Below are 13,653 nucleotides of genomic sequence, written 5' to 3' on the forward strand. Positions count from 1 at the left end.
CATCATGTACTGAGTACCCAAATCGTAGCGGCTGGGCAGACACGGGCCCTCAAGCTACCCAGTTCGCTGGGCTGGAACATATGGCCTGGCTTGAAGCCAAATGCTCCGCTGTATGGACGCTATCCGACTGCGCGTCGCACCGTTCAAACCGGTTTCACCTATAGCTTCTAAGCCCCTGTCAGAGCGCGATGGATCATCCGGTAGCGATTTGGCATTATTGTGAAGAGGCTGCCGCCCCGCATAGAAGAGCTTCTATCTCGGAGCTGCAGTCATCGTGGCAGGCTGAGCAGAGGGGCATGGCTACCAGTTTAATCGAACACCGCCAACCTAGTCACCGTATCAAGTCTTTGCACAAGGACGCGAAGTGATAATTCAAAAATCTGTAACCATAGATAGCATTGAAGAACTGCTGACCAGTGAGTCAATGCATGACTCTGTACGTATTCCGCTTAACACTAGCTATGGCGGAATATTCGGTATTGAAGCTGCCTTGACACAGCTCATAATTACCTGGGCGAAAGGAGAGGGTGAAAAGGTTTTACACCTGCACTGTGATGAAGATGACTGGGCATCCCATGTTGGCGCGCTAGGTCGATCCAGTGCTGGCCTCGCTGGTTTGGTGATGTGCACGAAGGTTGATACGAAGAGTCATGTAGAAATTGAGAAAAGCGATGCCTTGTTGATACTGCTACCAATGATACAAGCGATGTATGACGGAGCATTAAAAGAAACTAGCAGCGCAAGAGGCGCACGCCCTACGGTAATCAACCTATTTAGCATCAGCAACGCACGACGAGAGTATATTAAGCCCTTTTACGCTGGGAGTGCCGGGCCAAAAGTACACCCTAGTGACGCGTTTGCTGGGATAATTGACAAGGCATCTATTCTGATGCAAACCAAGGCGGATAGACGTGCACTGATGAAGCACGGCCTGACCTCATTAGGCGATTTAATTTTCGAACTCATATTAAACGCTGATCAGCATGCCACTATGGGGCTCGATGGTGAAAAATATAAAAAAGGACTGCGCGGGCTAACTATCAAGTCGACAAAGGTCCAGAGAAACCAACTCAAGGATAAATTCACTGGGTCGGCCGCAACATTTGAACGATTTCTGGCTAACAATATGACCCAAGGCGATACGCTCGAGCTATTGGAAGTTTCAGTAATCGACAGCGGCCCCGGCATGGCGCGTAGATGGTTATCGCACAAACACGGACGAATCATCAACGATTTGGCCACCATAACTATCGAAGAAGAATTGGCGGCAACTATGGAATGCTTTGAGAAGCATGTGACGTCAAAAGATGATGAGGTTTCCGGCATGGGGCTTCACCGAGCCACGAAGGCCATGAACGATCTCAAAGCATTCGTAAGACTCCGCACAGGGAGATTGTCCCTCCAGCAGACTTTCAGTGGAAAGACGCAGACTGCAAAATTCGCCCCAAAACCGTGGAAAGCGGATGGAACGCTGTCAGCGGTGGAAGGTACTGTCTTCACTATATGCATCCCGGTGAACTAAATGACAGATCTTCTCGACTTTGAGGTTTGCCTTAATGAAGGTTTGCCGTCAGCGGTAAATATTGTAGTGTTTTTCAGTGGGCCCGACCAAATCACGGCTGAGCAAATTACTCATGCGCTGCAAGTCCGCCTGAAAGAATACATACTCCCTGATCACGTGCTATTTCTCACTCCTGAAATATTCCGACCGCAGATCAAGGAGGACTTAAAAAAAGAAAGGTCGGACATCTCAATTGCCTTGCAGCGAAAGGGACGATCCTCCAATATTAGTTATGGTTTTGGCTTTTTTAGTTACGATGGAAAGCTTTCGGGTCATGAAGTTTATGACGGCGCCGAGAAAGAACTAAGCAAGCGAATAGTCGATTCTTTTGATGAAATTCTAAGTGCTGGCCTTAAGCAGTTAGCGGCAAAAACAAATGTATTGGAAAGAGCACCATCCGGTTTTTTATTTTCAAAACCTTCGTCTCGCGCAGCTAATTATTTTATAAGAGCAGAGTCCCTGCTGGCAGAGGCTGCCAATTCCCACTTCATCGCACTCGCATGCCTTAAGTATGTAGCGCCTGCAGAACTTTCTGCGGCACCAAAAGTGATATACCTAGACACGATTTCGTTTCTTCCAGTCGCCTTGTCGATAAAACTATTTCTGAACACCTTTGGGAAAAATGGCCCGATATCCATTCGGTCTTTCAAATCCTATGAGGGCATCTCAGGCTGCGCTCCGTCAGGGAATGTCGCGCTTTGCCTGATTTCGGCGTCAACCAACTGCGGTCTTGCCGAGAAGTGGTACGAGGAAAACGGCTTTGATGCCTCCAAAATCATCACTATCCTGTCATTTCTAAAGAAGTCACCTTACTGCTCGATTGTTCTGCCTCTGGACAGACCCCACGATTTCAGCACCAGCGACGGTTCGGACTCCAGGCCACTGATTAGGATACAGGGCGAACGTTTCGTTGCTCAGCATTCTGAGACTCAACTCCTTAACATCTCTGTCAAACATGCTCACGAGAAACTGCAAGAGCGATTTGAGAAGTTCGTCGGAAAAGGTTTTTTTGGATGCTATGGCCAAGGGGCAACAGGCAATCGGAGAACAATATGGATTGACAGACCAAAACTGGCAGCGGACGATGAGTTTCAGAAATGGCTCAGCGATTGTGTCATTGAAGAAGTATCGTTGTCGACGAATACAATTATCTATGACGATGATCCTGCTAGTTTGGCAATGGCAACGCTCGCAAAATCGTTGTTGGAAGGGTACGGTCTCACAATTAAGCATTTCCTAAGTTTTGATGAGTTAGAAGACTTGGAGAATTTTGTTGGCGGCGCCCTGATATTGACCGCTGCTGCAGAGAGAGGATCTCGCCTGCTGAGCGTAAGCCGTCGGCTGAGAAGCAATCAAGAGAGTGGAACGCGAGTGTATCTTGTCGGGGCACTCCTAGGTCGATCCTATGATCAGATGGCAGAACTTTCCTCCAACCTGACCCAGCCACCTAGCGGTGCGAAGCGTTACACCGTAAAAAGTTACTTCGAGTTCCCAGTCTCCAATCCCATTTGTAACCGTCATTGGGAGGACGAAGCTAATCTCCTGTCGAGGATCATCAGCCAAAGCTCTCGGCCGCCGGCATTTGTGCTCGCACGAACCAAAGAGCTGAAGGTCACGGGCGATTCTGGTCTCATTGAGTCTGCATTCTGGCGCTCCAGTCAAACGGACAAACCGATGACGATCACTAAAGGCTTCGCATTTGTAAACGATAAAACCGATGTCAGATCTAGTTCCAGTGTAGAGATATTCTTGACGATCAACTGGGTGCTGCAGAATGCCAGGCAGTCCGTGAAAGTTGGAGAAGGTAAAAAGCTTGCTTCTATTGAGCTGCAGCAAGTTTTGCTTTCTCCAGAAGTATTCTCACGCTACGATGACGGCGTAATCCAAGCTGCATTTCTTCGAGCAGCTCATCCAGCAGAATTGGATTACAGGGAACACGAGGACTACAGTTTGGCCATGGCTGATATAATCAAGCGGATAGTTCGAGGCTACGGATTCTCGCGCGGAGAGGCAGCACTCGAATTTATCGTAGCATTGTGCATTGGCAAGATCGCCCTTCATTCAACTGTTGCAAACAAGTTGAATCATTTCATTTGTAGTCAAATGGAATCTCGTATTAAGGGCATTCACACCTTATTTAGTTCTGACTTAGAGGTTCTTTAATTTTCAATGGGCCTTTGCAGTGCTTCGGCATTATTACTGCTGCAAAGGCCCTGCTTGGTCGAAAGGCATCTGGGATAGCATCATAATTTATGATTAGTGTGTCTTCCGACTTAAAGGCCCACCTCCAGAGGTAATGTTTTTATAGTTTCCGACACACTATTTTTCACATTCGAGCAGGTCATGTGATGCTAAGTATCTCAGGCTGCAGATTGAGGACTTTCACATCGCCAACGATAGCACCTAGGTGGAGGCCACCACCCTCAGGATTGACTTGAAGATCTGGTGCATCTACTCAACCGCCGTGAGAGCCACCCGAGCCTCTGCCGGAGCAGGCAAATACTGGAGGCGCTGAACAACTAAGGCCCAAATAGGGTTGGACGGAGTCTTTTTTGTGTGTTCTGAATCGGAATTTCCCTCTTCCCTGTAGTCCATTTCCGAAACATACTCCCACCGCCTTACAGCCCATTGCAGCAGCCCTATCAGCCATCTAGTCTCGCCAAGTCGCTACCAAACCCGCGACACGGCTTTGACAGGCCGTTGCTGATAGAAGGATTGCACGTTGTCGCTTATGGCGGCTGTACGTGGGGCACCTTGTGTGCGCCGGGTTCCTTCATCCTCGGTCTGTCAACCCACGTACCGCTGCCACCATTCTGTTTGACAGCAGGATCTTGGCGGTTTCCCCCGATGAAGGAGTGCAACCATGCTAAAGATCGTCCCCGATCCACCGCAACATGACAAATACGCCACCCACACCCTCGAAGACCTTTTGGTCCAGATCTCCGAATACCTTGTCTGCGCCCTGACCGTCAGCCAGCAGACCGTCCTGCTCCATGCCAAACCCCCAGGCCAGGTCCTGACCCTCGCCGCCATGCATGAAATCGACAGCGCCCGCACCTTGGTGGAAGTGGCGCTGAGCCGTCTGCAATCCCGGCACTGACCTGGCGAGCCGAGGCTCGTACTTGATGTTCACCGATCAGGCCCCGCGCCGTTCGCGGGGCTGCAGGAGGAGTGGTATGGATAAGGAATTACAAACCCCGCGCACCAGGAAACTCACCACCACCGGCGTCGGGCATTTCGGCGAGGCTGGAGAGGAGGGCGGTCAAGACCCACTGTTCCGTGTTGTTGCGGGCCATTCGATGGACCATGCGGTTGAGCAGGCAACTGTGCTGATGTGCGCTGTACACAAGATCAGCGATCTGGCGATGACGGAGGCGGATCATTTGCCGACGTTGCTGACTGCCGTGCACTACCTCAGTGGCATGGCCAAGGCATTGGCTCAGGATGTGAATCATGGGTTGATGGTGGGGCGGAGAGCTGAGTAGGAATACGGTGGCTGCTCTGGCTGGTGCCAGTCTGTTAGACCCCGGGGCCGCTTTGCGGCCCATCGCCGGCGAGCCGGCTCCCACACCGAGCGCGCCGTACTCCAAATGCGTTATCAGCTATATATAGAACGGATGTACTAGATAGCCCTTTGCCTTATGTTCAGGCGAGAAACTATCGCCTCGAAGAATAGGCAAAGGACTGTCCCCATGATCGCTTTCAAAAAGCAGCTCCTGCCTGTCGCCATTCTTTGCAATGTCCTCGCCGCCCAGGCTAGCGATGTACAGATGGGTGACTTTTGGGTAGTCCATTACCAAGGTGGCTTGGGCAAGAACCAGGTGTTTGTCGCGGACGGCGACCCCAACAACATCTTCAATCGCCCAGACGGCGCGAAATCATTGGGCGTCTATCAGTTCTACGAAGAGCCCGGCAAACCCACATTCACTGCGTACGATGTCGAAATCGACTGCGCCAAGAACCGCGTGCGCATCACGGGTGCGCAGGATTTTCGCAGCGTTTTCAATGAATTGCGCAACGCCAAGTATTCCAGCCAATGGCAGAGCAAACCTGACGCCTGGTTGGCGCAAAGCCGCGACTTCCTGTGCAAACCGGCTGACCGCCAAGCCCGGAAAATGGAGCGCCTGGGTGTGATGCCTGCATCGCAAATAGCCAAGGCAGGGCCGCAGCTGTTCCAGATATTGAACCGCGAGGCCGCCAAGGCAGCCATCATGCAGAAGATCGACGAAGGGTTCGCACAGATGTCTGCCAAGTAAAGCGGCCTCCAGGGAGAAGACCTTATGAACAGATTGTTCGCATTGGGCCTGTTGGCCACATTGCTCAGTGGCTGCGCATCGCTGGAAGCCAGCAGCGCCTGGAAAGATCGCCCGGTGGGCGAGCTGATCGATTTCTTCGGCGTGCCCCGGCAGGTCATGGTGGTGCCGGAGGAGGATCTGGTCGTGCTCAGGTATGTGCGCGACAGCAGCTATGTCACGCGTGAAGCCGCGGGCACTTACACGGGGCCGCAAAACGGACAGATTGTGCATACGGAATACTGGGAAGACGTGCAGCACTCAGGCAGCTGTCAGATCGATGTGTTCATCAACAGAGCGCGACTGGTGCAGAAGGTACGCACGAAGGGACGCTGTGCAGTTGTCGAGATGGCGCCGGCAGCTCGAGCGTGATGGCAGGCACAAATCACAGGCAATCGACTCAGGAGGTCACCTCCCATAATACGCAATTTAACATAATATACATTATGCGCACATTCATATGAAGCTACCGGCGCCGTGGGTGAGCAGATTTGAAGCCAGGCCCCTGGCCTCGATCACTGCGCCGCAGATCGAGCTTGGACCTCAGCGATGTAACTCAGCACGAACGGATCCTGCGAGCCTCGTTCCTTGTAGTAGCCAACCACGTTGGCCAACGTCCACCGCAGCAACCTCATAAGCACTGGATCGGAAAATTTCCAGCTGTCCGACTCGTACTGATACCGGCTGTTGGTGAACACATCGCGATACCGCTCGAATGACTGTTCCTGGCTGTTCAGGGCCAAGCTCTCGCGAATCACTGCAGGCATCGCGTGAAACAGCGTCAGCAGGTCGTGAGCATCACGCTTTTGTTTGGGTGGAATCTTGCCGATTGACTGCAGGTGCTGGTGGGCCGTCTTGAGTGCTTCGACGTCGAGCTTGTAGGTTTCGCTGGACGTACCTTGATGCTGATCTGGCACAGAAATAAAGCTTTTCAGCAGGATTTCCATACCGATCGCTGCATTGACCATGGCGACATGCGGGAGGTTTTGGGCGTCTAGAAGCTCAGCGGCCTTGAGGTAGTTATGGGCGCTTTCAAGCATCCAGCCTGGAAAGTGAGTCATTGAATGGTGCTCCTTGGTGGTGACCGCCGCCGAAGGTAGCTCATTCTTGAACGATAGAGTGCAAACGTGAGCGTTAGCGATCACGCATGAGCTACCCCTAGCTCACCAGATGAGCTACCCTGCCCTTATAATATGACCTAAAGGAATAACTAAACTAAATATTCATTTAGTTGAGTTATATACAGTATGGCTCCGCGAGCCGCTCGCTGGTTTTCCGAGTTGTGATCGACTGTCTCTTTCTTCCAATCGTCGGCCCTCATCCCTCAGCAACCGTCCTGGGCTAGCCTCAATGCTGTCATATTGACACCTCCGAGAGGCAAGAATGGACTTCCCCTCCTCCCCCCCTCAAGCTCTCAGCCCACAAGATCGACAAGCCTACACCGATGAGTTGCTCCGATTGCAACTTAAACGTGCTCGAGCCGAACTCGACGTGCTGGCCCCTACCGGGCTGAAGATGAAGCTCAAAATCATCGGTGATTACCTGAAACCGTCGGCAATCGCCATCAGCGCCTTGGCCGGAATCGCTCTTGGCGCGATCGGGTTTATCTATGGGACCAAGGAAGCAGAAGACAAGCAACGCGACTTGAAATACACCAACGAACAACTTTCAGCCCTCACCAAGAGCCAAAACGACGACATAGAGAAGCAGAAAACGCTGCTGGCGAACGGCGACGTCCAATTGCGCTTGAAAAAGGGAGAGTTCGAACAGCTCAACCGTTCGATGAGGGATGTGTTCAATGACCTCAAAGGCCTGGCAAGCGACATCATTGCTCTGCCCGAGGGAGCCAAGAAAAACGCCTTGCTCAAACGCCTCGCTCAATTGGACAGCTCCATTGGTAACGCTGGGGCCGATTCGGCCGCAGCCGTTGTACCTGCTCAGGGAGCTACCCCGACTGCCGCCCTCGCCGAATTGATCGGCGGTCTTTTCTCGCGTGAAGCCAAGGGCCGCGTCAAGGCCTACCAGGAACTGATCTCACAGTACGGCAAGCGCGAGGAGTTGATTCCCGCTCTATTGCAGTACGCGAACGACCACTTCGAAAACGACAACGGGATTTACAACGCCCTGGTTGTCTTCAGTCATCTGAACTACCGCAGCCTGCGTGGCGTGGATCTCGAGTCAATCAGGGCCTTCGCCTCGAGAGCCGAAGGGGAAAAGGGCCCGCGTATCCGCGACAGGGCCCGCAAATTGATTGAAAGACTGGAGCCTCATTGGACGGACCATCCATAAGGTTCCCATCGCGCACCTCGCCAAGTCACATCAAGGAGCAGCAGGCATGGCCACGAAAAAGAACAAGACCGTCACCAGCGCTAACAGTAAACCCGCCTCTCAGAAGGCTGGATCCGCACTCAGGTCTCCCCCTCTCCTGGCCGCTCCACCTGCCAGGCGCACACCAATCACCGGCCGCCTGTTCGACGCCCGCCCCGACCGTCTGGACTTTCGTGATCTGGCCTACATCCCACCACTATGCTCCCTGCCTCCCAGCTACCCCAAAGCAGCTGATGTGACGAATTACTTTAAGGGCTATGTCAAGCAAGGCCTGGTGCTGGACCAGGGCAGCGATGGCGCCTGCACAGGTTTCGGATTGGCCGGGGTGATCAACTATCTACTCTGGGTCCAATACCTGGAACAAGAGGCAAGCGCCGCGTTCCAGTGCGTAAGTCCGCGCATGCTCTATGAATTGGCCAAGCGCTATGACGAATGGCAAGGCGAAGATTATGACGGGTCGAGCTGTCGTGGCGCGCTCAAGGGGTGGCACAAGCACGGTGTCTGCAGTGAAAACCTCTGGCCGTTTTCGACCAGCGGATTCGTCAGGCCATTGCCTGGCTGGGACACCAATGCCCCCAGTAGGCCATTGGGTGTCTACTACCGCATCGATCGTAGTTCGGTGGTGAGCCTGCAAGCTGCGCTCCTGAACATTGGTGCCATCTATGTATCAGCCCGGGTTCATGATGGCTGGGATACCTTGATGCGCAAACGTGCCACACCAGTCCCCAAGGACCTGCAAAGCCTGCCGGTCATCCCTGTGCCCAAAGCCCCCGGTGTGCTGGGCGGCCATGCTTTCGCATTGGTCGGCTACGACGAGCGTGGTTTCATCGTCCAGAATTCCTGGGGCACACGGTGGGGAAGCTCTGGGTTCGCAGTATTGCCCTACGAGGACTGGGTGGTGCATGGCACCGACGCCTGGGCGTGTGCACTGGGGGTGCCGCAAAAGTTGATGAATACTCAGTTGACGGTACTGGAGGCCCAGGTCGCATCGTCGTTCCGCGTCGGGCCAGGGCGGTCTCTGGTCAGCCTTGATCGATCCACGCGGGCACCGGGAAACCCGGCCGACGATCCGTGGCCGTTCGACCATCAGTTCGAGCAACCGGCGTACCAACCTATCAGGACCTCGCAGGCGCAGACATACACACTGGTGACAGGCAACGATGGTGAGATTGTCGCCACGGACTTCACCCGCAGCCCATCGGATCGCGTGGGTCTGGTTAACGAGATCGTGCATGACCGCCCCCTCGCCTGGCTGGGCACCCATTCGAAGCAGAAAACCCTTCGCCTGGCCCTGTATGCCCATGGCGGCCTGAACAGTCAGAGCGAGTCTATGCAGCGTATTCGCGTCCTGGCCCCCTGTTTCCTGGCCAACGGGGTCTATCCGCTGTTCATGACCTGGAAAACCGGGCCAGGCGAGACGATCGCCGACATGGCGCAAGATTGGCTGCGGCGGTTGTTCGCAGGTCAGGACAAGCTCGCGACCGGGTGGTTTGACGACCTCGCCGAACAAAGGGACCTTGCATTCGAGAACCTGGCCAACCTGCTAGGTACAGGTATCTGGTCAAAAATGCGCAGCAACGCGAAAAACAGCGTCCAGCCCGGACATGGCCTGGACCTGCTGGCCCAGGCGCTGACCAAGCTGTCCGCTACGTTGCAGGCCCAGGGTTGCACGCTTGAACTGCATTTTGTCGGTCATTCCGCAGGCGCCATCCTTCTTGGCCATTTACTCGACTTGCTCGGCAAGAACCCGGCGAACCGCGTCATGGTGAAAAGCTGTCAATTGTTCGCGCCCGCATGCTCCATGGAGTTCGCGGTCGAACATTACCTCGGAGCGCATGTCAATGGCGTACTTGAGCGTGAGCAGATCTGGCTCGATGTGCTCAGTGATGAAAATGAGAAGGCTGACGGCCTGCCCACACCGAGCTTGCCAGCCTACGGCAAGTCGCTGCTCTACCTGGTGTCCCGGGCCCTCGAGTCGGTACGTAAGCAGCCCCTGCTCGGCATGGCCACCGCATTGGACCCGAAGTATGCCAATGACATCGACAAATGGGATGCCAGTACCCTGGCAGCGATCCGCGTGTGGCAGGCAAACTGGCCCAGCAAGCCCGACCGCAAGCGTGTCTGCACAGACCGCAAGGTTCGCGTGAGCAAAGACAATCAGCAAATGCAGGCGACCCATGGCTCCTTCGACAACAACATTGACGTGATCAGCTTCGTGTTGACACGTATCACCAACAAACAGCTGATCAGTCCGTTGGAATGGCTGGACTACTGAAACCTGAGGGTAAGACGGTGCCTGCGCTGCGGCTCTGCCCAATGCGCAGGTACTGCGTATGATCGACACCTTTATAGAGGCGGCGAAAAACACACAGCCATCTATGCTCACCAAACCCACCCCACGGAGCCTGTTCGAAAATGGACATTCGCCAGAAAACCATCGGGTTCGGTCTTGTCAGCATCCTCGCCGCCCTGTTGCTCGGTGGCAGCGGCCTGCTCGCCGAGCATGACCAGAACCAGGCGTTGCAGCGCAGCGAGGCCAGCATGGCCGCCCTGCGCAACCACATGGAAGGCGACATGATGCACGATGCGCTGCGCGCCGATGTGCTGGCCGCCCTGCTGGTCAAGCCGGGCGATACTGACACCGCCAACCAGGTGATAGCCGACCTCGACGAGCACGCCAAGTGGTTCCGCAGCGTCGTGCAAAGCAACCTGGAACTGCCCCTGGACGCCGACCTGCACAAGGCCATCAGCGAGCTGGGCCCCCTCCTCGACCACTACATCGCCAGCGCTACGTCGATCATCCAGCTGGCGTTACAGTCGCCTGAACAGGCCCAGGTGCAGCTGCCGGCCTTCGTTGCCGCCTTCAAGGAGCTGGAGCAACGCAACAGCACCCTGAGCGACCTGATCGCCGGCAATGCCGACAAAAGCCGCGAACAGAGCACCGCCACCCTGCACCAGGGTATCAGCGTGCTGGTGGGCGGGATGATCCTGGCGACCCTGGCGTTGGCGCTGTGCACCTTCCTGCTGCTGCGCTCCATCCTGCGGCCGTTGAGCCAGACCATGGCCGTTGCCGAGCGGATCGCCCAGGGCGACCTCACCACCGCGATCGAGGTCCACGACCGTGACGAAACCGGGCATCTGTTGCGTTCCCTGGCGGACATGCGTGACAGCCTGGGCAACATGATCAAGGCCATCCATGAAGAGAACCTGCTGCTGCGCGAGGTGGCCGATGAACTGGGCCAGGCTTCCAGCAGCCTGGTGCAACGCACCAGCCAGCAGTCCGACAGCGCCGTGAGCATGGCCTCGGCCACCGAGCAGATGATTGCCAACCTGGAGCGGATCGCCGACCACGCCCGCGATGCGCAGGCCATCTCCGGGCAGTCCGAGCGCCTGGCCAGCGACGGCGGCGAGGTCATCCTCAACGTGGTCGGCGGTATGCAGGGGATCGACGAAGCGGTCAACCGCTCCTCTGAAACCATCACCGTGCTGGGACAAAGCTCGGAAGAAATCCATTCGATCATCCAGGTGATCAACACCATCGCCGAGCAGACCAACCTGCTGGCCTTGAACGCGGCCATCGAAGCCGCCCGTGCCGGCGAGGCCGGGCGCGGTTTTGCCGTGGTCGCCGACGAAGTACGTGGCCTGGCCGGGCGCACGGCGCAGTCGACCCGGGAGATCACCGGCATGATTGAACGCATCCGGCAAAGCACGGGCAACGCTGTCGACAGCATGCAGACCGGCGTCACCCGGGTCCGCGCCGGCGTGGAACTGGCCACCCGGGCCGGCGACTCGATCCAGCAGATTCGTGAAGGCGCCCGCCGCGCCGCGTCGGTGGTCGAAGAAATCTCGCAGACCATCGGCGAGCAGACCCGGGCCAGCCAGGATGTCGCCCATCAGGTCGAGTTGATCGCCCGCATGTCGCGGGACAGTACCGACACCACGCGGCAGCTGGCCTCGGCGGCGCAGCGCCTGGGCGAGATTGCTCAGTGCATGCAGGCGAGCGTGTCGCGGTTTCGCGTGTGACTGGGCAGGCGCTTGCCGGCGCCCTGCCCTCGCCCGGCGTTACTGGCTCAGCGCCTTGGCCACCGCGTTGACGAACACCGCCTGCTCGTCATACAGCGAACCGGGGCTCTCGGCGTTCTTCCAGGTCGACCACTGCACCACCACCAGGCGCTCCGCCGGGTTGATGGCGATGCTCTGGCCGAAGATGCCCAGGGCCCAGAACGTCTGGTCACTGGTGGCAGTGCGTTTGGGTTCGGCATCGCTGTCCGGGGCCGGGGCGTTGTACCACCACTGGTAGCCGTATTGACCCTTGGGCGCGGCGGCCGTCACTGAGCCCTTGGCTTGGGTCCAGTGGGTGGAGCGCGCGATCCAGTCGTCCGGGAGAAGCTTTTCACCCTGCGGCAATTGTCCGCCACTCAGCACGAACTGGCCGAACCGCCCCCAGTCACGCAACGTGGCATTGAAACCGTGGCCGCCCATGTCCACCTTGCCGGGCACCAGCGCATGCCAGACCCCGGCCTGCTGCATGCCGTAGCGGCTCCACACGCGGCTCTGCAGGTACTCGGCGATGGTCATGCCGGTGGCGTTTTCCAGCACCCGGCCCACCAGCCAGGCGCCGCCGGTGTTGTACGACCAGACCTCGCCCGGCTTGACCCCGGGCTTGCGCTTGACCGAGCGCACCAGGTCGAGCACGCAGTGATAGGGATCGGCGGTGGCCTCGCACTGGGTCATGTGCGAGAAGTCCGAATCCTTCGAGGCGTAGTTCTCGTCCCAGACGACGCCCGAGGTGTGCTGCAACAGCTGCTGCAGGGTCACGTCCTGCCACTCGGAACCTTCCAGCTCCGGGACATAGCGGCTGATCCTGTCATCCAGCGAATGGATCTTGCCTTCCTTGACGGCGATGCCCACCAGCACGCTGACCACCGACTTGGCCACCGAGCGCGATGTCCACAAGGTCTGCGCAGTGTTGCCCTTGCCGTAGTGCTCATAAGCGATCTTGCCATCCTTGAGCACTAGCAGGCCGGTCACGCTCTGGTTGGCCAGGTAGTCCGCCAGGTTGTGGGTCTTGCCGGCCAACTGATAGTGCACGTCGCTCAGTTTGTGGCTGGCCTGCGGCAAGGGGTATGGCGTGGCGCCGCGCGGGGCGAAGACATCGCCGCCGTACAGGCGATAAGTGTTGCGAAAGCCCACGACCCGGGTGTCCTGGTCCCAGGTGAGCATGTCCTTGGCCGCCGGCAGCACCTTGTCGAAAGGCTGCGGGCAAGGCTCAAGCCCCGGCACGCCGCAGGCCCCCTGGCTGTCGGCCGCCTGCGCCGCACCGGCCAGTGCGGCGAGTGCCAGTGCCAGGATGGAAAGAGCGTTGAACGACTTCTTTATTGTTATTGGCCGCATCGGAGGGCTCCTCGAAAAGCGCGGAAATACGCTGCCCCGAGTGTCTGCAACTTGAGCCAGCGGGAAAAGCACAATAAA

At 56.6% G+C, this 13,653-nt stretch carries 11 protein-coding genes; 9 read left to right on the plus strand and 2 right to left on the minus strand.

Annotated features, from left to right (window positions below; all coding sequences use genetic code 11):
* The first annotated feature begins 364 nt into the window (after positions 1-364).
* The 6 genes from AAHK21_RS23190 to AAHK21_RS23215 all read left to right on the plus strand — a co-directional run bounded on the left by AAHK21_RS23190 (position 365) and on the right by AAHK21_RS23215 (position 6,225).
* On the plus strand, positions 365-1,522 hold the full coding sequence (locus AAHK21_RS23190) for an ATP-binding protein (protein WP_367858452.1): 1,158 nt from the start codon (positions 365-367) through the stop codon (positions 1,520-1,522).
* Positions 1,523-3,724 carry a hypothetical protein gene (locus AAHK21_RS23195; protein WP_367858453.1) on the plus strand — a complete coding sequence of 734 codons (2,202 nt, stop codon included), beginning with the start codon at positions 1,523-1,525 and terminating at the stop codon, positions 3,722-3,724.
* A gap of 700 nt (positions 3,725-4,424) precedes the next feature.
* Complete coding sequence (locus tag AAHK21_RS23200; RefSeq protein WP_367858454.1) at positions 4,425-4,661, plus strand: hypothetical protein; 237 nt, start codon at positions 4,425-4,427, stop codon at positions 4,659-4,661.
* Positions 4,662-4,737: 76 nt separating this feature from the next.
* On the plus strand, positions 4,738-5,046 hold the full coding sequence (locus tag AAHK21_RS23205; RefSeq protein WP_367858455.1) for a DUF3077 domain-containing protein: 309 nt from the start codon (positions 4,738-4,740) through the stop codon (positions 5,044-5,046).
* A gap of 207 nt (positions 5,047-5,253) precedes the next feature.
* Positions 5,254-5,817, plus strand: a complete 564-nt coding sequence (locus AAHK21_RS23210) for a hypothetical protein (RefSeq protein WP_367858456.1) — start codon at positions 5,254-5,256, stop codon at positions 5,815-5,817.
* A 24-nt stretch (positions 5,818-5,841) separates the two neighbouring features.
* On the plus strand, positions 5,842-6,225 hold the full coding sequence (locus tag AAHK21_RS23215; protein WP_367858457.1) for a hypothetical protein: 384 nt from the start codon (positions 5,842-5,844) through the stop codon (positions 6,223-6,225).
* A 143-nt stretch (positions 6,226-6,368) separates the two neighbouring features.
* On the opposite strand, the gene AAHK21_RS23220 is transcribed toward AAHK21_RS23215, so the two are convergent.
* Entirely contained in the window at positions 6,369-6,914 is a 546-nt protein-coding gene (locus tag AAHK21_RS23220) for a hypothetical protein (RefSeq protein ID WP_367858458.1), read from the minus strand.
* Between the two features lie 322 nt (positions 6,915-7,236).
* On the opposite strand from AAHK21_RS23220, the gene AAHK21_RS23225 reads away from it, so the two are divergent.
* The 3 genes from AAHK21_RS23225 (at position 7,237) to AAHK21_RS23235 (ending at position 12,204) form a co-directional block, all read left to right on the plus strand.
* A complete protein-coding gene (locus AAHK21_RS23225; RefSeq protein WP_367858459.1) occupies positions 7,237-8,142 on the plus strand; it encodes a hypothetical protein in 906 nt (301 codons plus the stop codon).
* A gap of 46 nt (positions 8,143-8,188) precedes the next feature.
* Positions 8,189-10,456 carry a C1 family peptidase gene (locus AAHK21_RS23230; RefSeq protein WP_367858460.1) on the plus strand — a complete coding sequence of 756 codons (2,268 nt, stop codon included), beginning with the start codon at positions 8,189-8,191 and terminating at the stop codon, positions 10,454-10,456.
* A 140-nt stretch (positions 10,457-10,596) separates the two neighbouring features.
* A complete protein-coding gene (locus tag AAHK21_RS23235; RefSeq protein WP_367858461.1) occupies positions 10,597-12,204 on the plus strand; it encodes a methyl-accepting chemotaxis protein in 1,608 nt (535 codons plus the stop codon).
* Positions 12,205-12,243: 39 nt separating this feature from the next.
* Here the strand turns inward: AAHK21_RS23235 and AAHK21_RS23240 are convergent, their stop codons facing one another.
* The gene (locus AAHK21_RS23240) at positions 12,244-13,575 is read right to left on the minus strand and encodes a serine hydrolase domain-containing protein (protein WP_367858462.1); all 1,332 of its coding nucleotides are present in this window, start codon (positions 13,573-13,575) and stop codon (positions 12,244-12,246) included.
* Positions 13,576-13,653 lie beyond the last annotated feature (78 nt).

It is taken from the genome of Pseudomonas sp. TE50-2 (assembly GCF_040813665.1).
Taxonomy (GTDB): Bacteria; Pseudomonadota; Gammaproteobacteria; order Pseudomonadales; family Pseudomonadaceae; genus Aquipseudomonas; species Aquipseudomonas soli.

Bases quoted from the DNA above. Each gene is read 5' to 3' on its own strand.
- AAHK21_RS23235 (WP_367858461.1), top strand. From the start codon at position 10,597: ATGGACATTCGCCAGAAAACCATCGGGTTCGGTCTTGTCAGCATCCTC.
- AAHK21_RS23215 (WP_367858457.1), top strand. From the start codon at position 5,842: ATGAACAGATTGTTCGCATTGGGCCTGTTGGCCACATTGCTCAGTGGC.
- AAHK21_RS23225 (WP_367858459.1), top strand. From the start codon at position 7,237: ATGGACTTCCCCTCCTCCCCCCCTCAAGCTCTCAGCCCACAAGATCGA.
- AAHK21_RS23195 (WP_367858453.1), top strand. From the start codon at position 1,523: ATGACAGATCTTCTCGACTTTGAGGTTTGCCTTAATGAAGGTTTGCCG.
- AAHK21_RS23200 (WP_367858454.1), top strand. From the start codon at position 4,425: ATGCTAAAGATCGTCCCCGATCCACCGCAACATGACAAATACGCCACC.
- AAHK21_RS23240 (WP_367858462.1), bottom strand. From the start codon at position 13,575: ATGCGGCCAATAACAATAAAGAAGTCGTTCAACGCTCTTTCCATCCTG.
- AAHK21_RS23230 (WP_367858460.1), top strand. From the start codon at position 8,189: ATGGCCACGAAAAAGAACAAGACCGTCACCAGCGCTAACAGTAAACCC.
- AAHK21_RS23220 (WP_367858458.1), bottom strand. From the start codon at position 6,914: ATGACTCACTTTCCAGGCTGGATGCTTGAAAGCGCCCATAACTACCTC.
- AAHK21_RS23210 (WP_367858456.1), top strand. From the start codon at position 5,254: ATGATCGCTTTCAAAAAGCAGCTCCTGCCTGTCGCCATTCTTTGCAAT.
- AAHK21_RS23205 (WP_367858455.1), top strand. From the start codon at position 4,738: ATGGATAAGGAATTACAAACCCCGCGCACCAGGAAACTCACCACCACC.